We start from the raw sequence: 26,734 nt of genomic DNA on the forward strand, positions 1-26,734 counted from the left end.
CAGCGTAAGTGCAGGGAGAAATACGTGAAACATTGGTTAAGCAAAAGTGCTTGGTTATTGGCAGGGAGCCTACTCTGTGCCCCTGGTGCGATAGCAAATGAATTTAGTGCCAGCTTTAAAGGCACTGATATTCAGGAATTCATTAACATCGTTGGTCGAAATTTAGAGAAGACCATCATTGTTGATCCATCGGTACGCGGAAAAATCGACGTCCGTAGTTATGACGTGCTGAATGAAGAGCAATACTACAGCTTTTTCCTCAACGTACTTGAAGTGTACGGCTACGCAGTTGTAGAAATGGACAATGGCGTACTGAAAGTTATTAAAGCGAAAGACTCGAAGACTTCTGCAATCCCCGTTTTAGGTGATAGTAGCGCGCAAGGCGACAGCGTTATCACCCGAGTCGTTGCTGTGCGTAATGTATCGGTACGTGAATTATCTCCATTGTTGCGTCAGCTTATCGACAATGCCGGTGCTGGTAACGTCGTTCACTATGATCCAGCCAACATCATTCTGATTACAGGTCGTGCGGCGGTGGTCAATCGTTTGGCAGAAATCATTAAACGTGTTGACCAGGCAGGTGACAAAGAAATTGAGCTGGTAGAACTGCGCAACGCGTCTGCAGCAGAGATGGTGCGTATTGTGGAAGCTTTAAACAAAAGCACCAACCAGAAAAGCACACCAGAATTCTTAGAGCCTAAAATCGTGGCTGATGATCGCACCAATGCGATCCTTATCTCCGGTGACCCTAAAGTACGTGCTCGTCTTAAACGCTTAATCCGTCAGCTTGATGTAGAGATGGCAACGAAAGGCAATAACCGAGTGGTTTACCTTAAAAATGCCAAAGCGGAAGATTTAGTCGAAGTACTGAAAGGTGTCTCTGACAATCTACAAGCAGAAAAACAAGCAGGTCAAGGCCAAAGAGCAAGCGCGCAGCGTGGCGAAGTAGTTATTGCAGCTCACCCGGCAACCAATGCACTCGTATTGACTGCGCCGCCAGATATCATGATGGCTTTGCAAGATGTTATCGCCCAGCTTGATATCCGCCGAGCACAGGTATTGATTGAAGCGCTGATTGTTGAAATGTCGGAAGGTGATGGTATTAACCTTGGCGTTCAATGGGGCTCGCTAGAGACTGGCGCAGTTATTCAGTACGGTTCTGGCGCGCAAATCGGCGAAGTCATGGTCGGTCTGGAAGAAGCGAAAAACACTACGCAGACAGAAAGCTACTGGGATAGCGATTCAAGTAGCTGGCAGACCCGTGAGTACACCGAAGAAGGTGATTACTCAACATTGGCATCTGCATTAAGTGGTGTAAACGGCGCGGCAATGAGCATCGTCATGGGCGACTGGACAGCACTGATTAACGCAGTGGCAACGGATTCAAACTCTAACATCCTGTCATCTCCAAGCATTACGGTGATGGATAACGGTGAAGCGTCATTTATTGTTGGTGAAGAAGTACCGGTTATTACTGGCTCGACTGCTGGCTCAAACAACGACAACCCATTCCAGACTGTTGACCGTAAAGAAGTGGGTATCAAACTGAAAGTGGTGCCACAAATTAACGAAGGTGATTCTGTTCAACTGAATATCGAACAAGAAGTATCGAACGTTTTAGGTGCTAATGGTGCGGTGGACGTTCGCTTTGCCAAGCGTCAGTTAAATACGTCTGTTATGGTTCAAGATGGTCAGATGCTAGTGCTGGGTGGCTTAGTGGATGAGCGGGCACTGGAAAGTGAAGCCAAAGTACCTCTATTGGGTGATATTCCCGTTTTAGGTTACTTGTTCAAATCAACCACTACAGAAACGCAAAAACGCAATCTGATGGTATTTATCAAACCAACGATTATCCGTGATGGAATGACGGCGGATGGCATCACTCAGCGTAAGTACAACTTTATTCGTGCTGAACAGCTTTACAAAGCAGAGCAAGGTTTGAAGCTGATGTCGGATGACAAGATCCCACTGATGCCTGAGTTTGGTAAGGACCGTGAGCATCCTGCTGAGATCCAAGCGTTTCTTGATCAGATGAGTATGAACTAATGGTAGATATGTTAGACACTGCGCCAAGCATGCGTCGTCTGCCATTCAGTTTTGCCAATCGCTTTAAACTGGTGCTGGAGACTGAACATCCTGAGCGCCCACCAATTTTGTTTTACGTCGAGCCGCTTAACCCAGCGGCTCTGGTTGAAGTCCGTCGCGTGATTAAGCAGAGCTTTGTGCCTCAGCCTATCGATCAGGAGACGTTCGATAAGAAGCTGACTGAAGCGTATCAGCGAGACTCCTCTGAAGCGCGTCAGCTGATGGAAGACATCGGTGCAGACAGTGACGACTTCTTCTCTCTTGCAGAAGAGTTGCCGCATGATGAAGACTTGTTAGAGTCCGAAGACGATGCGCCAATCATCAAGCTAATCAACGCGATGCTTGGTGAAGCTATCAAAGAAGGTGCCTCAGATATTCACATCGAAACGTTCGAGAAAAAACTCTCGATTCGTTTCCGCGTTGACGGTGTACTGCGTGAAGTTCTCACGCCAAGTCGCAAGCTGTCACCCCTGCTGGTTTCCCGTGTCAAAGTCATGGCCAAACTGGATATTGCAGAAAAACGTGTTCCTCAGGATGGACGTATTTCCTTGCGTATCGGTGGTCGTGCTGTTGATGTGCGTGTTTCGACCATGCCGTCATCACATGGTGAGCGTGTGGTGATGCGTCTGTTGGACAAAAACGCCACGCGTCTTGACCTGCACAGTTTGGGTATGACGACCTCGGTGCATGACAATTTTCGTCATCTCATCCAGCGCCCTCATGGCATTATCTTGGTTACCGGTCCGACGGGCTCCGGTAAATCGACCACTTTGTACGCTGGCTTGCAAGAAATCAACAGCAACGAACGTAACATTCTGACGGTAGAAGACCCGATCGAATTTGATATCGATGGCATTGGTCAGACACAGGTTAATACTAAAGTGGACATGACCTTTGCCCGCGGCCTACGCGCAATTTTGCGTCAGGACCCGGATGTGGTGATGGTCGGTGAGATCCGTGACTTAGAGACCGCACAAATTGCCGTGCAAGCGTCTTTAACCGGTCACTTGGTGATGTCGACGCTTCACACCAACACCGCGGTGGGTGCGATTACTCGTCTGCGTGATATGGGTATTGAACCGTTCCTGATTTCTTCTTCGCTGCTAGGCGTATTGGCTCAGCGCCTTGTGCGTACGCTATGCCCGGATTGTAAACAGCCTTATGAAGCAGACAGTGAGCAGAAAAAGCTGTTTGGGATGAGTGAATCTGAATCGTTAGTTCTTCATCGTGCTAAGGGTTGCGAGCTATGTAATCAGAAAGGCTACCGTGGCCGTACTGGTATTCATGAGTTGGTACTGGTCGATGAGGAAGTGCAAGAACTGATTCATAAAGAAGCCGGTGAACTGGAAATCGAGAAATCGGTTCGTGCGCATACACCTTGTATCCGCAGTGATGGGCTGAGCAAAGTACGTCGTGGTATTACGTCACTTGAAGAAGTGATGCGAGTGACGAAGGAAGCGTAATGGCGGCATTTGAGTACAAAGCGCTGGATGCCAAAGGGAAACAAAAGAAAGGCACCATCGAAGGGGATAATGGACGTCAGGTCCGCCAACGCCTGAAAGAGCAGGGCATGATCCCAATTGAAGTGATGGAAGCGAAAGCAAAAGCGGCCAAATCTTCAGGCTCAGTCAGTTTTAAGCGTGGCATTAAAACCGTAGAATTAGCGTTGATTACACGCCAGCTTTCCACCCTCGTTCAGTCAGGCATGCCTCTTGAAGAATGTTTGCGCGCGGTTTCTGAGCAAGCAGACAAACCTCGCATCCGAACCATGATGGCAGCGGTGCGTTCTAAAGTGACTGAAGGCTACGCTCTGGCAGATAGCCTGGCGGATTACCCTCATGTGTTTGATGAACTGTTTCGCTCGATGGTTGCGGCGGGAGAAAAATCGGGACATTTGGATGCGGTATTGGAGCGTTTGGCAGATTACGTAGAAAATCGTCAAAAAATGCGTTCTAAATTGCTGCAAGCCATGATTTATCCTGTGGTTTTGGTCGTCTTCGCGGTTGCTATCGTCTCTTTCTTGCTGGCGACAGTCGTGCCGAAAATCATCGATCCTATTATTCAGATGGGACAAGAACTGCCTCAATCAACCCAAGTTCTTCTGGCAGCCAGTGAGTTTGTTCAGGAGTGGGGGTTGATTATCTTTGTTGTCTTAGTGGTGTTTTTCTATGGTCTAAAGCTGGCATTGCAAAAGCCGGATTTCCGCCTTGCCTGGGATAAAAAAATTCTTAACTTGCCGCTGTTAGGTAAGATTTCTAAAGGTATCAACACAGCGAGATTCGCTCGTACACTTTCGATTTGTACTTCCAGCGCCATCCCTATTCTAGACGGGATGCGTGTCGCGGTGGACGTCATGTCGAACCGCTACGTGAAGCAACAGGTGCTGGTGGCTGCGGACAATGTGCGTGAAGGGTCAAGCTTGCGTCGTGCTCTTGATCAGACTCGCCTGTTCCCGCCAATGATGTTGCACATGATCGCCAGTGGTGAGCAGAGTGGCGAGCTGGAAAGCATGCTCACTCGTGCCGCAGACAACCAAGACCAGAACTTTGAATCAACCGTTAATATCGCATTGGGCATCTTCACCCCTGTATTGATTGCTTTAATGGCTGGCCTTGTACTGTTCATAGTGATGGCGACCTTGATGCCAATGCTAGAAATGAATAACTTAATGAGCGGATAATATTCGGGTTAAGGGATGTCTACTAAGGGTGTTCCTTTAATCTAACTTTCGGAGAAAAAAATGAACTTTAAGCGCAGTAAACAACGTGGCTTCACACTGTTAGAAGTAATGGTGGTGGTTGTAATTTTAGGTATTTTGGCAAGTTTTGTTGTACCAAACCTACTTGGTAACAAAGAAAAGGCAGACCAACAAAAAGCGATCACAGATATTGTGGCGTTAGAAAATGCTTTGGATATGTACAAATTAGATAACAACGTTTATCCAACGACCGATCAAGGTTTGGATGCATTGGTAAACAAACCGTCAAACCCTGAGCCACGTAACTACCGTGATGGTGGCTACATTAAGCGTCTTCCTAATGACCCTTGGGGTTATGAATACCAATACCTGAGCCCTGGTGACAATGGCACGATTGATATCTTTACCTTGGGTGCGGATGGTCAAGAAGGTGGTGAAGGTCCAGCTGCAGATATCGGCAACTGGAATATGCAAGATTTCCAATAACCGTGATCGTTAAACCAGCGCCAAGGAAGCAAATGCGAAAACATCAAGCGTTTACATTAATAGAAATTCTATTGGTGCTGGTTTTATTATCTCTGACCGCTTTAGCGGTAGTTACGACATTGCCTACCAGTCAGAAAGACCTTTCAAAACAATACGCCCAAAGCTTTTTTCAGCGCTTACTACTACTCAATGAAGAGGCCGTATTGAGCGGCAAAGATTTTGGTGTTCGAGTTGACGACGTAAAATCGACCTATGCATTACTGAGCCTTGGCGAAGAGGGCTGGCAACCATTAGACATGCGCCAGATACCAAGTGAAACCGCGCTGGATGAAGACATCACGTTGCAACTGGACTTAGGCGGTGGCGCCTGGGATGACGATGATCGCTTGTTTGAACCCGGTTCCCTGTTTGATGAAGATATGTTTGCCGAGCAGGAGAAAAAGGTAAAGAGCAAGCCGCCACAAGTGTTTGTGTTTTCCAGTGCTGAATTGACGCCGTTTACGTTGTCTTTCTTTCCTAAAAATGGCGACGCATTGAATGATGGCTGGCGTGTGGTAGGTAAAGAGTCCGGTCAGATTTTGTTATTAGCACCGGGTGAAGAAGCAGAAGAGGATGAGAATGCGCAATTTTAAGCGAACTCACCTGAGCTTAACGGGTCGCCGAACCAGAGGCATGACCTTGTTGGAAGTGCTGGTTGCTCTGGCGATTTTTGCGACAGCGGCCATTAGTGTGATTCGCTCAGTAAGCCAACACATTAATACGGTCAGCTACTTAGAAGAAAAAATGTTTGCAGCAATGGTTGTGGATAATCAAATGGCCAATGTGATGTTAGACACCGGTGAACTCAAAGCGAAAAATGGCACTGAGGAGCTCGCTGGACGCACGTGGTACTGGAAAGTTTCGCCAGTGGCTACCACGCAGCCATTGCTGAAAGCATTTGATGTAAGCGTCGCGACAGCAAAAGACGCAAGCCCAGTTGTGACGGTACGAAGCTATGTGGCGCAGTAGAGGGCACAACGTGGCTAAGCACCACAAGCAAAAAGGTTTTACACTTATCGAAGTGTTGGTGTCGATTGCAATCTTTGCCAGCTTAAGTGTTGCAGCCTATCAGGTAGTGTCGCAGATACAGCGCAGCAACCTGCTCTCTCAGGAACGCACGGCGCGTTTGAATGAGCTGCAGCGCACGATGGTAATGATGGACAATGACTTTCGTCAGATGGCCCTGCGTCGCACTCGTACCGATGGAGAGGAGGTGGCAAGCCAGCTCATCTTTTGGTCAGACTACTTATTGGACTCGGATGCCAAAGGCGTGATGTTTGCTCGCTTGGGTTGGCACAATCCGCAACAGCAGTTTCCTCGCGGTGAGGTAACGAAAGTGGGTTATCGAATTAAGGGCGAGACGCTGCAGCGCATCTGGTGGCGCTATCCGGATACACCTGTTGGACAGGAAGGGATTGTGACGCCTCTACTGACGCAAGTCGAAGCATTCGACATTCGCTTTTATGATGGTAATCAGTGGAAAAGTGATTGGGACAGCAGTGACTCATTGCCTAAAGCTGTATCGGTGGTTCTGACGCTGAAGGACTATGGCAAAATCACGCGCACTTATCTTACGCCAGATGGCAAACTGGGTGAGTCAGAGGGGAGTGACAATGGCTAAAAGTCAGCGTGGTGTCGCTCTACTCATTGTCCTGATGTTGCTGGCGATAATGACGACGGTAGCAGCAAGCATGTCTGAGCGTCTATTTGCTCAGTTTCAACGTGGTGGTAACCAAATCAATTTCCAACAGGCTTATTGGTATAGTTTAGGCGTCGAAGCTCTGGCAAAAGTGGGTATTGAACAAAGCTATGAGGATACTGACACCATTAACCTGAGCCAGCCGTGGGCGATAAAAGATCAGGTTTATCCACTTGATTACGGTCAGGCGACCGGACGGATTGTAGATAAACAAGCGTGCTTTAACCTCAACGTGTTGAGCCGTGTACAGTCAACCAGTCAGCAAACGGTCAGACCTTACTTGGTGCAGGTCCTGCAACGCTTACTGGAAGAGTCGGAAGTGGACCCTTATCAAGCTGAAGTGATTGCAGACTCGACTTGGGAGTATGTAGACAGCGACTCTGTGGTTCGTTCGACGACCGGGGTCGAAGACAGTACTTATGAAGCGATGAACCCGGCTTATTTGCCGCCGAACAGCTGGATGGCGGACAAAACGGAGTTACGTTCAGTCTATCAGGTGAGTGGCGACTTCTATCAAAAAATAGCGCCGTTAGTCTGCGCTTTACCAAGCGATGACTGGCGTCTGAACGTGAACACTATTGAAGTGGAACAAGCGCCAATTTTAGTCGCGATGTTCTCACCCGGTTTGAGCAACAGTGATGCGGTACAGCTGATAGAAAAGCGCCCATTCGATGGCTGGGACAATATTGAAGCGTTTTTAGCCGAGTCAGAATTAGCTGGCTTAAATGAAAATATCACGAAGGAAGCCAAAGCTTATTTAGGCGTCGATAGCGCTTTCTTCGAATTAGATGCACAAGTGCTGGTGGATGATTCACGCGTGCGTATCCGCAGCCTTTTGCAAAGTACAAACAGAGACACAGTGACGGTAGTACGCCGTCGTTTTGGAGGGATCAGTGAGCGAGTTTCTGACCGTTCGGCTGAGTAGCGAACAACAAAGTACCATTCCTTGGGTGGTGTGGTCGACAGAGCAGCAGGAAGTGATTGCCAGCGGCGAAATCGCCGGGTGGGAACATTTGGATGAGTTAGTGTCTTACGCTAACCAGCGTCCAGTGTTTGCTTTACTGGCAAGTAACGATGTCGTACTCACTCAAGTGGATATCCCCGCAGGCGCAGAACGTCAGTTCGACACCATGCTGCCGTATCTGGTGGAAGACGAAGTGGCACAAGATGTCGACAGTCTTCACTTCACGGTATTGAGCAAGCAATCTGGGAAAGCGCACGTGTGTGCGGTTGAGCGAGTGTGGCTCGAAACCGTATTGCAGCGCTTCTTGAGCCAGGGAATGACAATTAAACGTGTTTTGCCAGATGTTTTGGCATTACCAGTGAATGAGAATAGTAGCGCAGCACTTATGGGTGATCAGTGGCTGATTCGTCACTCACAAACCGAAGGCGCGGTTGTGGATGTTTCATGGTTAGACCTTTATCTCTCATCTTATCTACAAAACCATGAAGGTTGGAAACTAGACTGTTACAGCTCGGTTCCAGAGTCTGCCGTCAGTGAAGTATGGGTGCCTCAGCCAGAAGAAATGACAATGGCGTTGTTAGCCAAAGGTGTGGCTGAAAGCAAAACCAACTTACTCACCGGAGCATTTAAGCCGAAATCGTCTTGGGGTAAATACTGGAAAATATGGCAAAAAACCGCTATCGCTGCGGGTGTTTTGCTCGTGGTCTTGGTCGCTCAACAGTTGCTAATGGTACATAAGTATGAAGCTCAGGCTCAGACGTACCGCGAAGAAAGTGAACGCATTTTCCGCCAGATTTTCCCGGGTAAAAATCGCATTCCGACCGTGAGTTACCTTAAACGCCAAATGACGGATGAAGAGCGTCGCTTGTCTGGTAGTTCTGGTGACGAAGCGATGTTGGTTTGGCTGGCTGCGCTTCCTTCTGCGCTGAGTCAGGTTGAGGATTTGGAAATTACCAGCTTCAAATATGATGGCCAGCGTGGAGAAGTAAGAATTCACGCTCGCAGCTCTGACTTTCAGCCTTTCGAGCAAGCTCGAGTAAAACTTGCTGAAAAGTTTAATGTCGAGCAAGGCCAGCTTAATCGCAACGACAAAGTTGTGATGGGCAGTTTTGTATTGAAACGTTTGTGAGGTGATGATGAAGAATTTAATCTCTCAAGTTCAAACTTGGTGGAGCGGCATCTCACAACGTGAACAGCGTATGATGATGGGTTGTGGGGTTCTCGTAATTGTCGGTCTCGTTTACTGGGGCATATTACAACCGATGAGCCAGCGAGCAGATTTGGCACAGTCAAGAATACAGAGTGAAAGACAGCTTCTTGCCTGGGTGCAAGACAAAGCAGACGACATCACGGCACTGCGTAAGAGCGGTGGTGTAACCTACTCGAATCAGCCTCTTAATCAGTTGGTGTCTTCTTCAGCTCGCCGTTATAAGGTTGAGCTGATCCGCGTACAACCCCGAAACGAGAGTGTTCAGGTGTGGATCAAACCTTTAGCCTTTAACCAGTTGGTAGATTGGTTACGCTATTTGAAAGAGCAGCAAGGTATCGAGGTGGAGTTCTTAGATATTGATCGAACCGAACAGGCGGGCATGATCGAGGTGAATCGCCTGCAGTTTAAGCGAGGATAAATTGAAGCGAGTTGTACTTTATGCAGGCATCTTTATTGCCTGCTTTTCTGTGAGTTTATTAATGGGCCTGCCGGTTTCCTGGGTTGTTAAACAAAGTCCAAAGGTAAGTGGGCTCGATATTCAGGGCGTTCAGGGCACCATATGGCAAGGTCAGGCATCTAATGTTCGCTGGCAACGCCAAAATCTAGGTGAAGTAAACTGGGATTTCCAATGGTCTGCTTTGTTTACTGGTAAAGCAGAATTTGCCGTACGCTTTGGTCGTGGCAGCGATATGGATGTGCGAGGACGTGGCCTAGTGGGCTATGGTTTGTTTGGTGATGCCTACGCAAAAGACTTAGTCGCCTCTGTTCCGGCGATAAAAGTCGTTGAGCAGGCGCGCTTGCCAGTTCCGGTTGGTGTCGATGGACAGTTGGAGCTCAATATCCACCATGCAACGTATGCTTCTCCTTGGTGTAGTGAAGGGGATGGCACGCTGGTTTGGAGTGCGAGTGGCATACAAAGTCCATTAGGGCGCTTAGATCTCGGTCCGGTTGTAGCCAATTTGAACTGTAAAGACAGCGTGCTGACCGCATCCGGTGAACAAAATAGCCCGCAAGTCTCAGCGGCGTTTTCAGCGGAGTTAATGCCGAATCAGCGTTACTCGACGACAGCATGGTTTAAACCGGGTGCTGAGTTCCCTTCAGCGATGGGAGATCAGCTGCAATGGCTCGGCAAGCCAAACGCACAAGGTCAATATGAGTTTGATTACAAAGGGCGCTTTTAAATAAAAGCCTAAAAAGACAGAGAAAAGAGCTGCCAATGTGCAGCTCTTTTTGTTTTTGGATCATGGTAGGCCAAACCCTAAAATTGCTGTACGAGAAAATACCTCATCCAACCAAGATTTAATAACTAATTGATTTTAAAGTTATCTATGAGTTTGTGTGCAGCTTGTGTAGCTTTTGGATCATAGCAGGCCAAATGCCCTAATCGCTGTACAGCAATAAAAAGAAAAGCCACGAATTAGATTCGTGGCCTTATAGAAGTTCGCTCTGCAGGGGGAGAGAAAGTTAATCTTTTCGCTGAAGAATATCATTCCAAGGTAATGATTCATCACCTAATACGATGAAGTTAGGGTTTTCCAACGTTTCGCGCTCATTGTAAGACAGAGGTTCCAATTGAGTGCTCAGGATACGACCTCCAGCCTCTTCAACAATGCATTGAGTTGCGGCCGTGTCCCATTCGCCAGTTGGTCCTAAGCGCAGGTAACAGTCCACCGCACCTTCAGCAACTAAACACGCTTTTAACGCAGCAGAGCCAAGTGGGATCAGTTCATAATTCCAGGCGCTGCTCATGCGGTTGGTGATGCGGTTGATGTCCTGACGACGGCTGATGGCAATCGCAATATTTTGACCGGGATGCTCATGCTTATGAGTGTGGATTCTCACGCTCTCCGACATGTCGGGAATTTTCCATGCCCCTTTTCCGCTGTAGGCATAATAAGTGACACCGGATACCGGGCCATAAACAACACCGAGCGTCGGCTTGTTATTGTCGACTAAGGCGATAATCGTTGCGAAGTCGCCACTGCGTGCGATGAATTCCTGAGTACCATCGAGAGGGTCTACCAGCCAATAGCGTTGCCATTGAGCACGTTTTGACAGGCTGATGTCTGCGTCTTCTTCAGACAATACAGGAATATCCGGAGTCAGTTCGCTCAGGCGTTCAATGATGAACTTGTGTGCAGCGATATCAGCGCTGGTCACCGGTGTTTCATCACTTTTGGTGTATTCTTCGTATTGCTTTTTTTGATAGATATCGAGGATCAATTGCCCGGCGCTGCGGGCGATCTCAATAACTTGAGGGAGCAGGTGAGATAGATCTTTTGTCATTGGCATAGGTGATTGTCCTTACTCACAACGATGATTTGGCTCTGTTGTTGTTATTGGTTACTGTTGCGAGTGGTATTGCGTAAATGTTTCAGTGCTAACATCAATGCGGTGATGCTGCGTGCTTCACAGAAATCCATGTGCGTGATGAGCTCTTCAGCCTGTGCCAGTGGCCAGCGCACAATTTCTAATGGCTCAGGTTCGTCGCCTTCTTGTTTTTCCGGATACAACGCCTGACCTAAAAACAGGGTCATTTTGCTCGAAAAGTAAGAGGGTGCGAGGATAACTTGTTTTAAAGCGGTTAATTGATTACAGCCAAAACCGATTTCTTCTTTCAGCTCGCGGTCTGCCGCCTCATGTGGCGTTTCTCCCGCATCAATTAGACCTTTGGGAAAACCCAACTCATATCGTTCTGTACCAGCCGCGTACTCACGAACCAACAGGAGATCGCCCTGTTCGGTAACAGGAACAACCATAACGGCATCTCGGCCACTAGGTTTCATACGCTCGTAAGTGCGATGTTCGCCATTAGAAAAGCGAAGGTCGAGGGCTTCCACTGCAAACAGCTTAGACTTTGCGACCGTCTGGCAAGAGAGAATCTCTGGTGGGGTCCTTTTCGACATAGCGCTGGCTCCTTGGTGTCGTTGGGTTTTTACGAGGTGCGTAAGATTCTTAATATATGAAAAGTCTGCCTGAGTTGCTAGCTGGAATTTATCGCTCTGGCGAATGCTAGATACAAAAACGGGAGACCTGAGTCTCCCATTTTCAATGACAGTACTTACCTTAGTAGTAAGAGTGATCACCACGATCGTGTTCTGTAGCATCGCGAACCGCAGTGAGTTCACCAGAGAACTGGTTTAGTAGTTCTTTTTCGATGCCTTCTTTCAGTGTTACGTCGACCATTGAACAGCCGTTACAGCCGCCACCAAATGCAACGATAGCAACACCTTCATCAGTGATTTCAACCAGACTTACGTGACCGCCGTGGCCAGCAAGCTGTGGGTTCACCTGAGTTTGGATAGCGTATTCAACACGCTCAACAAGCGGTGCATCATCCGACACTTTACGCATTTTAGCGTTTGGCGCTTTTAGCGTTAGTTGAGAACCCATTTTGTCTGTAACGAAGTCGATTTCAGCGTCTTCAAGGAATGGCAGGCTCAACTCATCAACGTATGCTGAAAAGCCGCTGTATGGGAGCACTGTGTCAGTTCCTTCCACCGCTTCAGGTGGGCAGTAAGACACACCACATTCAGCGTTTTGTGTACCTGGGTTTACAACGAAAATACGAATGTTAGTCCCTTCTGGCTGTTGACCGAGAAGATTAGCGAAATGCGTTTGCGCAGTTTCTGTAATAGTAATATTTGACACGACAATACCCGAGTAAATTTGTAGGTTACTGCTGCTATTCTACTCTTGTTGACGTATGGGTCTAGCTTTTTTGCTGATAAGGCATAGTGAATCGGTCTAGAGCGAAGTAGGAGCAGGTGTTCTGCAGATGCAGTAAATATCGATGCTTTCTACACCAACTTCAAGTAGTAATTGGCATAATTGTCGTACCGTACTGCCCGTTGTGACGACATCATCGACAATCGCCACGTGTTTATACATCGGCTTTTTATTGAGGATAAACGCACCTTGCAAGTTTTGCTCTCGTTGGGTTTTAGTATGGCCTCTCTGAGAGTTTGCGTATTGGATACGACGAAATACTTTAGGGTCAAAATGGCGATGCAGATGGGCTGCCAAGTGTCTGGCAAGTACATCACTTTGATTGAATCCACGCGATAAATAGCGTCGCCAGTGCAGTGGAACGCTGGTAATCAGTGTCGCTGGAGAAGAAATACGCGCCGCGAGCAATTGCGTTAATGCTTCTACGTGCCAATTCTCGCCATGATCCTTAAAGCGCTGAACCTCGCGTGACAGAGGAAACGCATAGTCACCGAGAGTAATGAGTCGCTGCCAGGGCGGTGGTTCGGCCAAGCACTCGCCACACACCGTGTCGCTCCTTTCTGTTTTCTGCATAGCCAAACCGCAATGTTGGCACCTTCTAATCGGATTAAGATACTGAAAACAATGGCTACACCAACGAAGAGCGTTAGGCGGTTGTGTTGTTTTCAGTGGCAGCTTGCACAAACCACATTGACTACCGAGCACGCGATGCATGATGTTTTGCCAGTGATGAGATAACATACAACTTATTCAGGTAGAGGTTTTGCACAGACTAACGCCGGGATGTAAGCGTAAGGAATAAGTTAAGTGGGAGAGATTGAGAGCATGAGCACGAATTTACACTGGCAGTCGTTTGGTCAGGGACCAGATTTAGTGTTGCTGCATGGCTGGGGTATGAATGGCGCGGTTTGGCAACAAACCATCGAGTCCCTTCAGTCCAGTTTTCGGGTGCACGTGGTTGACCTTCCAGGATACGGCCACAGCGCTGAACATCATGGCGAAGATTTAGCTCAGATTGCTCAGATGGTGCTGAAAGGCGCGCCAGAAAAAGCGGTTTGGCTGGGCTGGTCATTAGGCGGTTTGGTGGCGACTCATATTGCGCTTAACGCACCAGAGCGAGTGAATAAACTCATCACTGTGGCGAGCTCTCCTAAATTTGCGGCAGAGAAAACATGGCGTGGCATTCAGCCTAAGGTTCTGAGTGCTTTTACCGAGCAGTTGCTGGAAGATTTTTCACTCACAATCGAGCGTTTTATGGCGCTGCAAGCCATGGGCAGCCCATCAGCGCGTAAAGACGTAAAACTGCTTAAGCAAGCGGTGCTCTCTCGCCCTCAGCCGAATCCAGACTCACTGCTGGTGGGTTTAAATATCTTAGCGGACGTTGATCTGCGCGATGCGCTTACGTCGCTGACTATGCCGATGTTACGTTTGTATGGACGACTAGACGGACTGGTACCGATTAAGGTCGCCAGCGATCTCAATGAGCAGCTGCCACACACTGAGCATGGCATCTTTAGCCAGTCTTCCCATGCGCCGTTTATGACTGAACATGACGCGTTTTGTGCGCAAGTTCGAGAATTTGCTGTTCGCTAACGGTTCGTGGGGCAAAAAACTCAAGTTGTTTAAAAAGTGGTCGATAAAGGTTTGAGCTAGGCTGTATTTGCTAGCGGCATAGACGAGTGGCGACTCCGAGGAGGGTTCGCAATGATTGTGTCACCGACCAACGTAAGTGTGCCATTGATCGCCCCGTCCGTGAATGTGCAAACGGAGCAAGCGGCTCGTGATAACAAAGTCCGGGAGCCTGTAACGCCAACGACCGCATTGGTTAAAACTAGTGCAGAGCGCAAAGTAAAAGGAGATGACAAGCGGCGACGCCAGTCTGCTTGGGATCCTTCTGAGCATCCCAGTTATGACGGGGAGCCTGAAGTTGACGCTCGTTACTCTGAAGAACCAGCCGATACGTTAGAACGGCTTTTCGGATTACTCGCACTCAAGTCGTACAGTGAAGAACAGGGGAAAGGCTATACGATACGCTTTCGCTTACCCAAGCGCATTCTGGATGCTGCGATCTATCAAGGATTGATGGAAAGGCGCAGGAAAGTGATCAAGTTTCATTATGGTCATTCGGTCGCGCCTCATACGCCGTCAGACGTGATAGCAGTATTGTAATAACTCAAAACTCTACTCAAATAAAAACGCTCCAGTCAGCGCTAACTGACTGGAGCGTTTTCTTTTTTAACGGGATTTACTTTTTCGCCTTGGCAAAAGCCGCGGCAAAAGCGCCACCCATTGCGTTATTTCCTAATGCATTATTTGATGAGGAATTATCACGACGTGGTTGACGACGTTGCTGATCATTATGACGCGGCGCATCAGAACGCTGGCTGCGATTGTCCTGGCCCGGTTCATCGTTAAGACGCATCGACAGAGCAATACGTTTACGCTGAATATCGACTTCCATCACTTTTACTTTGACGATGTCACCTGCTTTTACCACTTCACGCGGGTCAGAGACAAAGCGATCCGTCAGTGCTGAGATGTGTACTAATCCGTCTTGATGGACACCGATATCAACGAATGCACCAAAGTTTGCGACGTTCGATACCACACCTTCCAGAATCATGCCGGGTTCCAAGTCTGCCACGGTATTCACGCCATCAGCAAAGGTCGCGGTTTTAAACTCAGGGCGAGGGTCACGGCCCGGCTTATCCAGTTCTTTGATGATATCTGTCACCGTTGGAACACCAAAGTTGTCGTCAGTGTAATCCACAGCATGCAAGCTTTTCAGGAAAGTGGTATCGCCGATGAGTGCTTTAACGTCTTTGCTGTTTTTCGCTGCGATACTTTTGACCACTGGGTAGGCTTCTGGGTGAACCGAAGAGGCATCCAGCGGGTTTTTTCCATCCATGATCCGCAGGAAACCGGCACACTGTTCAAAGGCTTTTGGCCCTAAGCGAGGCACTTTTTTCAGTGTCGTACGCGCATCAAAGCGGCCGTTTTCATCACGGAAATCAACGATGTTTTGCGCGATGGTACTGGAAAGGCCAGCCACGCGAGTCAGCAGTGCGGCAGATGCAGTGTTAACGTCCACACCTACGGCGTTTACACAGTCTTCTACCACTGCATCAAGACGTTTTGCCAGCATCGATTGGCTGACATCATGCTGGTATTGACCCACACCGATCGATTTAGGATCGATTTTCACCAGCTCCGCCAGAGGATCTTGCAAGCGACGCGCAATAGAAACAGCGCCACGTAGCGATACGTCCATATTCGGGAACTCTTTCGCTGCCAGCTCAGAAGCCGAGTAAACCGAAGCTCCGGCTTCACTGACCATGATTTTTTGTACTTTCAGGTTGCCGCGCTTAATGACGTCAGCGACAAAACTGTCTGTCTCGCGAGAAGCCGTACCGTTACCAATGGCGATCAAGTCAACGTTAAACTTGCGTACCAGTTGGTCCACAATCTGAGCTGATTTATCGTATTGTTTTTGCGGTGGATGAGGGTAGATGGTCTCGGTCGTCAGTACTTTACCTGTGGAGTCGACTACTGCGATTTTTGAACCAGTACGCAGACCCGGATCGAGGCCCAGCGTGGCTCGAGGGCCAGCTGGAGCCGCCATCAACAGATCTTTCAGGTTGGTGGCGAACACATCAATCGCTTCGATTTCTGCGCGCTCTTTCATCGCTCCCATTAGCTCGGTTTCCATGTGCATTGACACTTTGATGCGCCATGCCCAGCTGATTACCTGTTTACGCCACGTATCTGCGGGTGCATTGCTAAGTGTCACGCCATAATGGTCTGCAATGATGGTTTCACAGTAAGACTGACGAACGCTCTCTTCCTGTTCTGGGTCGGCATTCATTGCCAACGTAAGGAAACCCTCGTTACGGCCACGAAGCATCGCAAGGGCACGGTGAGATGGCACTTTGCTGAGTGGCTCATTGTGGCTGAAGTAATCTTTAAATTTCTCACCTTCGTTCTCTTTGCCTTCGACAACACGGGCAACGAGCTCTGCATTACGGTTCAGATGCGTACGAATCTTTTCTAACAGGTTGGCGTCTTCGGCGATGCGCTCCATGATGATGGCACGCGCGCCATCCAGTGCCGCTTTGGTATCCGCGATACCTTTGTCTGCGTCAAGGTACTTGCTTGCTTCGATTTCTGGTTCAGTTTGCGGATGATTCCACAGGGCGTCAGCGAGTGGCTCTAAACCTGCTTCAATTGCGATTTGGCCTTTAGTACGACGCTTTGGTTTGTAAGGCAGGTAAAGATCTTCCAGACGAGTTTTGCTGTCTGCCTGAGTGATTTCTGTTTCCAGTTCAGGCGTTAGCTTACCTTGCTCCTGAATAGACTTCAGAATGGTTTGACGACGGTCGTCCAGTTCACGAAGGTAAGACAGGCGACTGTCCAGCGTACGCAGTTGGGTGTCATCAAGGCCACCCGTCACCTCTTTACGGTAACGTGCGATAAAAGGAACGGTGTTACCGTCATCAATCAGGGTGACAGCAGCGTTGACTTGCTCTGGGCGAACATTCAGCTCTTGAGCAATCATGCGACAGATAGCTTGGCTCATCCGTGTATTCTCTTTTTATTCAGTTGAGTTTCGTTAGGTATAAACATTGGGGTCATTCGATGAATTTGCAATGTTTTCCGCGAGCAGTGCAAAAATTTACCGGGCGCTGGTGGACATCAGTCAGGTTTGTGTCAAAACTTTAATTAAATTGAGAACTTATATCCTCGATTATCAACTAAAGTACATACCTTAGCTCATAGGGATAATCATGATGAAAAAAATGTCTTTGGCTTTGGCGCTTACCAGTGCCTTACTTGTTGCGCCATTTAGCTGGGCGCAATCTCTTTCCGCAACCACTCAAGATCCAATTTATCAACTCGATGACAAACTGGTGTTAGGCCGGGTTGAAAATGTCTATTACAGCGAGATTCCAGAGCTAAGTGACGTGCCGTTTATGGGTAAGATTGATACGGGTGCCGATACCACCTCGATGCATGCCGAGAATATTCACGTCACCAGCTCGAACCCAGAGTTCTCTAACCTGAAAGATAACGAGTTACTTTGGGCGATCATCGATGATCTGGGTGGAACCAAAGCCAAGTGGGATGATGGGACTTTCGAGCCGTATCAAGTCAAAGTGAGCTTTACCATTCAGCACCCTTACACGGGCAAACAGATCACAGTCACCGATGATCTGGAACGCATCAGTGCGATTCGCAGCCGTACCAGTACAAAACCGATATTGCGTCCAAACGTAAAAATGCCGATGACGATAGCGGGTCATACCGTTGATACCGTTGTGAACTTAACCGCACGTAAGCAGTTTTCTGCGCCAATTCTGATTGGAAAAACCTATCTGAAAGATAACGCGTGGGTGTTTGCCGGATATGACTACCTGCAGCAGCAGCCCAAGGCCAAAATGATTGGTAAGCAAGAGCTTGTCTCTGTTGAAGGTGTTCCTTACAAGGTGAGTATTTCGACTAGCAGTCGCTACACCAATGCGCATGCTCTGGATATCAAAGTAGATAAGAAGGCCAAGCAAGTGTCCTTCACCTTAGAGGGCGAAAACGGTAAGCGACACCCGATGACACTGCCGCTGATTCGTATGCTTAAAACGACGAAAGGTGAGCGACCACTGGTATATTTACCTGTGAAAGTGTCGGAAAGCGAAACTCAGCACTGGTTGGTCTATTTGCGTGATCGCAGCAATTTTAGCTCACAGCTGCGCTTAGGCAATGATGTGGTTAGCCAGCACTTTGTGGTCGATACCGATAAAGAAAACCTGCTTGGTGGTGTTGAAAAGACCTTTAAGAGTGCTCTGAAAACCAAACCTCTGGTGATTTCTCCTGAGGAGACTCTCAATATTGATGGCTACTCAGTACCAGCCTACCCAACGTTTACCGTCAAAACTCCGCTTCTTCGCGTGCATGGCTTTGAGCTCAGCGAAAAAGGCAAAGATGAAGTGGCGACCTATTACTTAACCAATGAACAGGGCAAAGAGGAAAAAATCACCAAACCCGTTGTGAAAAAGCTAAGAGTGGGCGATATGGTGCGCCCTGTGGTTGAAGGGGATTTTGTGTTTGGGAACACAGAGAAGACCATCGAATTTGCCATTGATGTGTTGGAGAACGAAGAAACTCAACCGTTTTTCGTGTTTGGCCATGATATGGCAAAAGGTGGTGTGCTGCTGAATACGCGTGCGGATCACCTCTTGGATGCCAAACCGTTATTCCGGGCTGGTCATATTGAAGTGGCTGAAGTGGAAGGCATGTTGTTCCCGGTGAAACTGGATACGGGGGCTGACGTCAGCTCAATCAGCGCTACTGATATTAAGCAATTTCAGAAAGACGGCAAAGACATGGTGAGCTTCACTTATGAAAACGATTATGGCGTGAAAAAACAGCTGACTCGTGAAGTGGTCAATGTGATGCACATTACCGCGAAGAAGGGCGAGAAAACCAACGTCAGGCCGGTGGTTAAAATGCACGTGAAACTGGGCGATCTGGAGAAGAAAATAGAGGTCAACCTTCAGGACAGAGAACGTTTTAAGTACAGCATGATTTTGGGTAAAAACTTTTTGAAGCATGGTGTGGTGGTGTCGAGTGACACCAATTACATCGTGACGAAAAAATCGGATGTCAAAAAGTAAAAACTCAGTCAATTTGTAGGCTGAACGCCAACTTCGCCCCGTGTTTTACGTACTGTGATTGGTATAATCTCAGAATTAGAGCCGGGGCATAAACCAAACGAAAATCACCCGTCTCCCAAGGAGAAAAATTGAAAACTAAGCTGATTACGCGTGAAGGCTATAACAAACTCAAACAAGAGCACGATTACCTCTGGAACGAAAAGCGACCTGAGATCACCAAGATAGTCACCTGGGCCGCCAGTCTGGGCGATCGCTCTGAAAATGCAGATTACACCTTCAATAAACGATTATTGCGCCAAATCGATCGTCGCGTTCGTTTTCTCAGAAAGTTTTTACCTGAGGTGACCATCGTGGATTACTCACCTCAGCAAGAAGGCAAGGTCTTCTTCGGAGCTTGGGTCGAGATCGAAAATGAAGCGGGTGATGTGAAGAAGTTTCGTATTGTCGGGCCGGAAGAGATTTATGGCGATGCTAAAGGCTATATCTCTATCGACTCACCCATGGCGCGCGCGATGCTAAAAAAACAAGTCGATGAAGAGTTTACGGTTAGGACGCCCGATGGCGATAAAGAGTGGTTCATTAACTCGATTGAGTACAACCTATCCAGCCCAGATGCGACAAACCCTAGCTAGGATGACTGGTCGGTGAGCGAATGTTCCGACCATGTTTAACCGACATCCTCATTCATCCTGAGAAGAAAAGGCATTGAGCGCTTTTATAGGAGCACATAAATGATGAGAGCAGTAATTAGTGGCACCGTATTAACCGTAGGATGTTCATTTTCTGCGTTTTCCCAAGAAGAACTAAAAGGGTGTGATGCAAAAGAGTTTGCTGTCGAGCAGCAGCTTGAATACGCCAAAGTGCAAGGTAAAGAGCAGCATATTGAAGGCCTCGAACGTGCGTTAGCTTCGGTACAAAGTGAGTGTATTCGAGAGGAGCAACGCCAGAAATTACATGCAGAAATTGAAAAAAGTACTCAAAAGGAAAAGTTGCAAGCCAGCAGCGAAACAGAGTGGGAACTGAGCCAGTAACCTCCGGTTGATAGGCGATATTTTTGCTAATCTGAGCAATCACTTCGCTCAATATTAGCGCTGTATCTTCGAAATAATGTGTCAAAAGAGCGGCTAAGATAAAAAGAGTAACAATTTGCACAAGCACGTTTGAAAAAACAGTGATACATTTTCGACAATACATGCTTCTGAAAGGATGTTTCAATGCAGGAAAATCATAAAATTTTAGTGGTTGATGACGATGCTCGTTTACGTGCTCTATTGGAGCGTTACCTTTCTGAGCAAGGTTTTCAGGTTCGTAGCGTTGCCAATGGAGAACAAATGGATCGCTTACTGACGCGTGAAAACTTTCACTTAATGGTGCTCGATTTGATGTTGCCAGGTGAAGACGGTTTATCTATCTGTCGCCGCTTACGTAACGCGAACAACATGTTACCTATCCTGATGCTGACCGCAAAAGGGGACGAAGTTGATCGTATTGTTGGCTTAGAAGTCGGGGCAGACGATTACCTGCCAAAACCATTTAACCCGCGTGAGTTGCTGGCTCGCATTAAAGCGGTATTACGCCGTCAAACCATCGAACTGCCGGGCGCACCAAGCACGGAAGAAAAAGTGGTGGAATTTGGCGAGTTCCGTTTAAACCTTGGAACGCGTGAAATGTTCCGTGGCGAAGAATCGATGCCGTTAACATCTGGTGAGTTTGCCGTATTAAAAGCCTTAGTCACCAACGCGCGGGAACCAATGTCGCGTGACAAACTGATGAATATGGCCCGTGGCCGTGAATATTCGGCAATGGAACGTTCTATTGACGTACAAATTTCTCGTCTTCGTCGCATGTTGGAAGATGACCCGAGCAAACCACGTTACATTCAGACGGTATGGGGCTTGGGCTACGTATTTGTCCCAGACGGCAAAGAAGTATAATTCGCGTAACTGCACTCCGATATTTGTCTGTACATTCCGTCCTCTTGCATCTCCTGTATGAGGGCGGGAAATCGCGATTAGGCACATTCTTTTAGCAACACTCTGTTAGGATCACCAGGAACTGTCCATGCGAATCCGAAGCTCTCTCACTCAATCTATTCTGCTGTTCATTTCTTTGCTTCTCGCTAGCCAAGTCTTCTCTTATTACGCCGTTTTCAACTATGCGTTGATGCCGAGCCTGCAGCAGTTCAATAAAATTCTCGCTCATGAGCTCAACCTGGTGCTTGATGCCGACGGAGAGCTTCAGTATGAGGCACCAATAAGGCGTCAGTTATTAGAAAGGCTGGGCGTAACGGTTCACAGTATTGATAGTGAAAGAGCGGACGAGTTTAATCACGCGATGTCGATTGAATTGATGTCGGAAGAAATGACTCAAGAGCTGGATTCTCCGACTGAAGTACGTTTGATGTTGGGCGAGGAGAGTTACATTTTGTGGATGCACATCGACAAGCTACCAAACTCGCTTATCCGTATCCCGCTCTCAGAGCTGCAAGAAGAGGATTTTGCGCCGCTATTTCGTAACAGCCTGATCATGGCATTGCTGATCATCGCTGGTGGCTGGCTCTTTATTCGTTTTCAAAACCGCCCGTTACTGGCGTTAGAAAAAGCCGCCAAGGGGGTTGGTCGTGGTGAGATACCGCCACCGATACCAGAGAAAGGCGCGTTAGAAATTCGCGCGGTGACCCGTGCTTTTAATCAGATGTCGAAGGGTATTCAGGAGCTGGAAGAAGACCGCGCCTTGTTGATGGCGGGGATCAGTCACGATTTACGAACACCGTTAACCCGAATTCGTCTCGCGACAGAAATGATGTCACCAGAGGAAAGCTATCTCGCTGAAGGTATTATCAGCGATACGGAAGAGTGTAATGAAATCATCAGCCAGTTTATGGATTACCTTAAGCCGGTGAATAACCAGACGTTTGAGGCGGTGTCTCTGAACGACATAGTATGCGATGTCGCGAGCTCAGAAGGTAGTGATGATCGGGAAATTGAGACCAAAATTGAAGCGTCCATCAAACCCGCTCTGGGTAATTCGATTGCGATTAAACGCGCAGTGACTAACTTAGTGGTCAATGCGGTTCGCTATGGCAATGGCTGGGTCAAAGTGTCGACGGGTATGACCGCAGATAACCAACTGGTTTGGGTCACTGTGGAAGATAACGGCCCTGGCATTGAACCTGATCAGGTCGGTAAGTTGTTTGAACCGTTTACGCGTGGAGATACGGCACGAGGCAGTGAAGGTACCGGACTTGGTCTGGCGATCGTCAAGCGAATTGTCAGCCAGCATTCAGGCTCGGTTGTGATGCGTAATCGTAGTGAAGGTGGCTTAATCGCCCAAATCAGCTTCCCGACTAAGTAACCTGAAAACTGAGCGTCACCAACGAGCAAAATAAAAGCCCAGCTTAGAACCTAAGTTGGGCTTTTTTATTATCCTATTGATCAGTTTAGGATTCTTTGACCTCTTGAACTTCTGGTTCTTCGTCTTCCAGTTTCTCTGGCAATAACAGGTTCAAGATGATTGCAGTAATACCGCCCGCAGCAACACCCGTCGAGAAGATGCTCTTAATAAACTCTGGCATGAATTGCAGAATTTCAGGTTTCTGAGCAATACCAAGGCCCATCGAGAACGACAGCGCCATGATCAGAATCGCACGACGGTCGAGATCAACACGAGAGATAATACGCACACCTGCCGCGGCAATCGTACCAAACATCACGATGGTTGCGCCGCCAAGTACAGGTTCAGGAATCAGCTGAACGAAGCTCGCGACGCCCGGGAATAGGCCAAGTACAACTAACATACCTGAAATGAAGTAACCTACGTAACGGCTTGCGACACCAGTCAGCATGATAATGCCGTTGTTTTGGCTGAAAGTAGAGTTCGGGAAGCTGTTAAAGACTGCAGCGATCGCTGAGTTCAAACCGTCAGCCAACACGCCACCTTTGATGCGCTTCATGTAAACCGGCCCTTTTACTGGCTCACCGGACACTTCAGAAGTTGCGGTAATATCGCCGATGGCTTCTAGCGCAGTAATAAAGAAAATCAGTACTAGCGGAATAAATAGCGACCAGTCAAACGCTAGGCCGTATTGCATCGGGATTGGCAGCGCAACCAGGTTGGTCTCGCTTAGCTGTGAAGTGTCAACCATACCCATAAAGTAGGCCATGATATAGCCAACCAGCATCGCAATGACAATCGAAGCAACGCGAATGTAAGGGTTGTTTGAGCGGTTCAAAATAACGATCAGACCCAGTACAGTGCCAGCCAGTGCTAACTTGTCTAGGCTACCGAACGTGCCGTCACCCATCGCAGCATAGCCACCGCCCATCGAAACTAATCCAACTTGAATCAATGTCAGACCTATCAGAGTCACCACAATACCTGAAACCAGCGGAGTGATGATGCGGCGAGCGTGCTCAAGCACTCGAGACAGTAGAATTTCCGCGAAGGAAGCGACCAGAATCGTGCCGAAAATGGCGGCCATCATTGTGCTAATGTCAGCACCGCCAGCTTTCAATGACAAGCCAGCACCAATGATTGGGCCTAAAAAGTTAAAGCTGGTGCCTTGCACGGATAACAGGCCTGAGCCTATCGGGCCAAAGGTACGAATCTGAATAAATGACGACACACCAGAAGCAAATAGAGACATGCTGATAATCGTGTTTGTTTGATCGGCTGGTACGCCTAAAGATTGGCAGATGATCAACGAAGGGGTAATAACTGCAACGAACATCGCCAACAGGTGCTGAATGGCGGCGAAAATCGTTTGTGGCAGTGGTGGGCGATCGTTTAATTGATAGACCAGTTCCGAAGATCGGTTTGAAGTTGTCATGGTTTGTCTCGCTTGTCGCAATATTTATTACCCAGCGCTCGCTGAATGGGAGTACTGGGAGGAGCTGACGTTTTGATCTGTGATTGCTGTTAATCAGTGTCAACTCAGATTGGTTTGGGTAAATACCCTAATTTTGTGCGCGATTATAGAGCGATTTATTTAAAAAGCAAACGATTGCCATGAGGCGTTGATAATCAGTTATTCGGATTATTTTAATCTTAAGCTTTGGAGTAAATATCCCGTTCGCCTAACCAACGATCGATAATCGCAGTGGCATTAGTAGGATAATTGTCGTGAATATGGCGTGCTATGCGTTGAACTTCGGGTATTAAGCGCTGATCACGAACCAAGTCCGCAATTTTAAAATCTGCCAGACCGGTTTGCTTGGTACCTAATAACTCACCAGGGCCACGGATTTCCAAATCTTTCTGCGCAATGACAAAGCCGTCATTGCTTTCACGCAGAACGCCGAGGCGCTTTTGTGCGGTTTTTGATAGCGGTGAATGATAGAGCAGAACACAATGACTGGCGACTGAGCCTCGTCCAACACGGCCTCTTAGCTGGTGCAGCTGAGCTAAACCGAGTCGCTCCGGGTTTTCGATGATCATCAGGCTTGAGTTTGGTACGTCCACACCAACTTCTATGACTGTTGTAGCAACAAGTAGGTGCAGTCTATTGTCTTTAAAATCCTGCATCACCGCTTGTTTTTCCGCTGGCTTCATCCGGCCATGAACCAAGCCAATTTTTACATCAGGCAACTTGCGTTGCAGTTCTTCAGCCGTATCAGCGGCAGCTTGTGCCTCCAATACCTCAGACTCATCAATCAGTGTACATACCCAATAGGCTTGCTTACCTTCGTTGAGACAGGCATGGCGAACTCGTTCCACGATGTCGTCGCGTTTTGTATCGGGAATCGCGACGGTTTGAATCGGAGTTCGGCCCGGCGGTAATTCGTCAATTACTGAGGTTTCCAAATCGGCGTAAGCAGTCATCGCTAGAGTACGCGGGATAGGGGTAGCGGTCATGATTAGCTGATGTGGGTAAGCGCCTTGCTTGGCCCCTTTCTCACGTAACTCTAATCGCTGGTGGACGCCAAAGCGGTGCTGTTCATCAATAATAACCAGCGCCAGATGATGGAATTCAACATGTTCCTGAAACAAGGCGTGAGTACCCACTACCATTTGTGCTTCACCGCTGGCAATGCGTGCGAGTTCTGCTTCTTTAGCTTTACCCTTTAACTTACCTGCCAGCCAGCCCACTTGGATTCCCATTGATTCAAACCAGTTGGCAAAGTTGATGGCATGCTGTTCGGCTAGCAGCTCAGTGGGTGCCATTAGTGCAACCTGATAACCGTGCTCGATAGCTCGAACCGCAGCCAGTGCCGCGACGAGGGTTTTCCCTGAGCCTACATCGCCTTGGACAAGGCGCATCATCGGGTGAGGCTTCACCAGATCGGCTTCAATCTCTTTTACCACTCGTGCCTGAGCGTTGGTTGGTGAGAACGGCAGTTGTGCCAGAAGTTGGTTCTTCAGTTTTTCACAGGGAGCAAGTGGCAAAGCAATATCTTGCTGTCCTTTACTGCGCACTGCCAACATAGAGAGGTTCTGAGCCAACAGTTCTTCCATGATCAGGCGGATTTGTGCCGGATGCTTACCTTCATCAAACTCATCTAAGTTGATCGTTGGGGGCGGTCGGTGAATGGTGTGCAGCGCCTGAGACATGGTGATTTGGTGATCGTATAAACCCGCTGGCAGTAACTCTTGTACGGCGGCTTTATCCAATAACGCTAACGCCTGCTCGGTCAGGTTACGCAGGGTGATTTGTCTTAGGCCATCTGTGGTTGGATAAACGGGCGTCAGGCTTTGTTCTACATCTGGCTTTTGTTCGCTGATATAGAACTTGTAATCGGGGTGGACGATTTCCAAACCCATTCCACCACGTTTTATTTCCCCGTAAGCGTGTACTAACTTACCTTGAGAAAAGTTGTTCTTCATCGCCGCGGTAAAATTGAAAAAACGCAGCGTTATAGTGCCGTAACCATCACTGATTTTTACCGTGAGCATTTTGCGTTTACCGAAAATGGTATCCACGGCCATCACCTTGCCTTGTACTGCGGCCCACAGACCGGCATGGAGCTTAGCAATAGGATAAATACGGGTACGATCTTCGTAACGAAGTGGCAGGTGAAACAGTAAATCCTGAACCGAATGCAAGCCAACTTTGGCTAGTTTTTCTGCGACTTTCGCGCCAACCCCTGAAAGGGAAGTTAATGGAACAGCAGATAGCAGTTGGGCAGACATAGAAGGCTCAAAAAAATGGTTAACATTGCAA

25 protein-coding genes are annotated in these 26,734 nt (G+C 48.1%); 18 read left to right on the forward strand and 7 right to left on the reverse strand.

Annotated elements, in window-relative coordinates; translation table 11 throughout:
• Positions 1-24 precede the first annotated feature (24 nt).
• From gspD to DBX26_RS00465, 11 genes are read left to right on the forward strand one after another with little or no spacing between them, the layout of a single operon-like run.
• Positions 25-2,046 carry a type II secretion system secretin GspD gene (gene gspD / locus DBX26_RS00415; RefSeq protein ID WP_014230533.1) on the forward strand — a complete coding sequence of 674 codons (2,022 nt, stop codon included), beginning with the start codon at positions 25-27 and terminating at the stop codon, positions 2,044-2,046.
• Positions 2,046-3,548: a type II secretion system ATPase GspE gene (gspE, locus tag DBX26_RS00420; protein WP_014230534.1), complete on the forward strand. Its 1,503-nt coding sequence runs from the start codon at positions 2,046-2,048 to the stop codon at positions 3,546-3,548. The genes gspD and gspE overlap by 1 nt, the downstream gene beginning before the upstream one ends.
• Entirely contained in the window at positions 3,548-4,765 is a 1,218-nt protein-coding gene (gene gspF, locus DBX26_RS00425) for a type II secretion system inner membrane protein GspF (RefSeq protein ID WP_118117410.1), read from the forward strand. Before gspE ends, gspF begins: the two co-directional genes overlap by 1 nt.
• Before the next feature lie 60 nt (positions 4,766-4,825).
• Complete coding sequence (gspG, locus tag DBX26_RS00430) at positions 4,826-5,269, forward strand: type II secretion system major pseudopilin GspG (protein WP_014230536.1); 444 nt, start codon at positions 4,826-4,828, stop codon at positions 5,267-5,269.
• A 32-nt stretch (positions 5,270-5,301) separates the two neighbouring features.
• Positions 5,302-5,901: a GspH/FimT family pseudopilin gene (locus DBX26_RS00435; RefSeq protein WP_118117412.1), complete on the forward strand. Its 600-nt coding sequence runs from the start codon at positions 5,302-5,304 to the stop codon at positions 5,899-5,901.
• Positions 5,888-6,277 (forward strand): type II secretion system minor pseudopilin GspI, encoded by a 390-nt coding sequence (gene gspI / locus DBX26_RS00440; RefSeq protein WP_174234185.1) that lies wholly within the window; start codon positions 5,888-5,890, stop codon positions 6,275-6,277. The genes DBX26_RS00435 and gspI overlap by 14 nt, the downstream gene beginning before the upstream one ends.
• The gene (gene gspJ, locus DBX26_RS00445) at positions 6,264-6,929 is read left to right on the forward strand and encodes a type II secretion system minor pseudopilin GspJ (protein WP_020335689.1); all 666 of its coding nucleotides are present in this window, start codon (positions 6,264-6,266) and stop codon (positions 6,927-6,929) included. Before gspI ends, gspJ begins: the two co-directional genes overlap by 14 nt.
• The gene (gene gspK / locus DBX26_RS00450) at positions 6,922-7,932 is read left to right on the forward strand and encodes a type II secretion system minor pseudopilin GspK (protein ID WP_118117414.1); all 1,011 of its coding nucleotides are present in this window, start codon (positions 6,922-6,924) and stop codon (positions 7,930-7,932) included. Before gspJ ends, gspK begins: the two co-directional genes overlap by 8 nt.
• Positions 7,901-9,100, forward strand: a complete 1,200-nt coding sequence (gspL, locus tag DBX26_RS00455) for a type II secretion system protein GspL (RefSeq protein ID WP_162889646.1) — start codon at positions 7,901-7,903, stop codon at positions 9,098-9,100. The genes gspK and gspL overlap by 32 nt, the downstream gene beginning before the upstream one ends.
• Positions 9,101-9,107: 7 nt before the next feature.
• A complete protein-coding gene (locus tag DBX26_RS00460; protein WP_041170184.1) occupies positions 9,108-9,599 on the forward strand; it encodes a type II secretion system protein M in 492 nt (163 codons plus the stop codon).
• Position 9,600: 1 nt separating this feature from the next.
• Positions 9,601-10,362 (forward strand): type II secretion system protein N, encoded by a 762-nt coding sequence (locus DBX26_RS00465; RefSeq protein WP_118117418.1) that lies wholly within the window; start codon positions 9,601-9,603, stop codon positions 10,360-10,362.
• 283 nt (positions 10,363-10,645) lie between these two features.
• Here DBX26_RS00465 and cysQ read toward each other — a convergent pair whose 3' ends face one another.
• The 4 genes from cysQ to DBX26_RS00485 all read right to left on the reverse strand — a co-directional run bounded on the left by cysQ (position 10,646) and on the right by DBX26_RS00485 (position 13,651).
• Positions 10,646-11,473 (reverse strand): 3'(2'),5'-bisphosphate nucleotidase CysQ, encoded by an 828-nt coding sequence (cysQ, locus tag DBX26_RS00470; protein WP_020335696.1) that lies wholly within the window; start codon positions 11,471-11,473, stop codon positions 10,646-10,648.
• A gap of 44 nt (positions 11,474-11,517) precedes the next feature.
• Complete coding sequence (gene nudE, locus DBX26_RS00475) at positions 11,518-12,087, reverse strand: ADP compounds hydrolase NudE (protein ID WP_020335697.1); 570 nt, start codon at positions 12,085-12,087, stop codon at positions 11,518-11,520.
• A 160-nt stretch (positions 12,088-12,247) separates the two neighbouring features.
• Positions 12,248-12,832, reverse strand: coding sequence for a Fe-S biogenesis protein NfuA (gene nfuA / locus DBX26_RS00480; RefSeq protein WP_014230546.1), 585 nt, complete (start codon positions 12,830-12,832; stop codon positions 12,248-12,250).
• A 96-nt stretch (positions 12,833-12,928) separates the two neighbouring features.
• Positions 12,929-13,651 carry a ComF family protein gene (locus DBX26_RS00485; RefSeq protein WP_118117420.1) on the reverse strand — a complete coding sequence of 241 codons (723 nt, stop codon included), beginning with the start codon at positions 13,649-13,651 and terminating at the stop codon, positions 12,929-12,931.
• A gap of 84 nt (positions 13,652-13,735) precedes the next feature.
• Between DBX26_RS00485 and bioH the strand changes: the two genes are divergently transcribed.
• Positions 13,736-14,503, forward strand: coding sequence for a pimeloyl-ACP methyl ester esterase BioH (bioH, locus tag DBX26_RS00490; protein ID WP_162889647.1), 768 nt, complete (start codon positions 13,736-13,738; stop codon positions 14,501-14,503).
• Between the two features lie 111 nt (positions 14,504-14,614).
• The gene (locus tag DBX26_RS00495; protein WP_118117424.1) at positions 14,615-15,079 is read left to right on the forward strand and encodes an ATP-dependent Lon protease; all 465 of its coding nucleotides are present in this window, start codon (positions 14,615-14,617) and stop codon (positions 15,077-15,079) included.
• Positions 15,080-15,155: 76 nt separating this feature from the next.
• On the opposite strand, the gene DBX26_RS00500 is transcribed toward DBX26_RS00495, so the two are convergent.
• A complete protein-coding gene (locus DBX26_RS00500) occupies positions 15,156-17,486 on the reverse strand; it encodes a Tex family protein (protein ID WP_118117426.1) in 2,331 nt (776 codons plus the stop codon).
• A 208-nt stretch (positions 17,487-17,694) separates the two neighbouring features.
• Here DBX26_RS00500 and DBX26_RS00505 point away from each other — a divergent pair, with 208 nt between their 5' ends.
• The 5 genes from DBX26_RS00505 (at position 17,695) to envZ (ending at position 22,929) form a co-directional block, all read left to right on the forward strand.
• Positions 17,695-19,575 (forward strand): RimK/LysX family protein, encoded by a 1,881-nt coding sequence (locus DBX26_RS00505; RefSeq protein WP_118117428.1) that lies wholly within the window; start codon positions 17,695-17,697, stop codon positions 19,573-19,575.
• Positions 19,576-19,703: 128 nt separating this feature from the next.
• The gene (gene greB, locus DBX26_RS00510; protein WP_014230552.1) at positions 19,704-20,207 is read left to right on the forward strand and encodes a transcription elongation factor GreB; all 504 of its coding nucleotides are present in this window, start codon (positions 19,704-19,706) and stop codon (positions 20,205-20,207) included.
• 99 nt (positions 20,208-20,306) lie between these two features.
• Positions 20,307-20,606, forward strand: a complete 300-nt coding sequence (locus tag DBX26_RS00515) for a DUF1090 family protein (RefSeq protein ID WP_014230553.1) — start codon at positions 20,307-20,309, stop codon at positions 20,604-20,606.
• A 183-nt stretch (positions 20,607-20,789) separates the two neighbouring features.
• Positions 20,790-21,509 (forward strand): two-component system response regulator OmpR, encoded by a 720-nt coding sequence (gene ompR, locus DBX26_RS00520; protein WP_014230554.1) that lies wholly within the window; start codon positions 20,790-20,792, stop codon positions 21,507-21,509.
• Between the two features lie 127 nt (positions 21,510-21,636).
• Positions 21,637-22,929: a two-component system sensor histidine kinase EnvZ gene (gene envZ, locus DBX26_RS00525; RefSeq protein WP_118117430.1), complete on the forward strand. Its 1,293-nt coding sequence runs from the start codon at positions 21,637-21,639 to the stop codon at positions 22,927-22,929.
• Between the two features lie 85 nt (positions 22,930-23,014).
• Here the strand turns inward: envZ and DBX26_RS00530 are convergent, their stop codons facing one another.
• Positions 23,015-24,403: a uracil-xanthine permease family protein gene (locus DBX26_RS00530; protein WP_162889648.1), complete on the reverse strand. Its 1,389-nt coding sequence runs from the start codon at positions 24,401-24,403 to the stop codon at positions 23,015-23,017.
• 218 nt (positions 24,404-24,621) lie between these two features.
• Entirely contained in the window at positions 24,622-26,703 is a 2,082-nt protein-coding gene (recG, locus tag DBX26_RS00540) for an ATP-dependent DNA helicase RecG (RefSeq protein WP_118117435.1), read from the reverse strand.
• Between the last annotated feature and the right edge of the window lie 31 nt (positions 26,704-26,734).

Origin of the sequence: Vibrio sp. dhg (assembly GCF_003443775.1) — a bacterium.
Taxonomy (GTDB): Bacteria; Pseudomonadota; Gammaproteobacteria; order Enterobacterales; family Vibrionaceae; genus Vibrio; species Vibrio natriegens.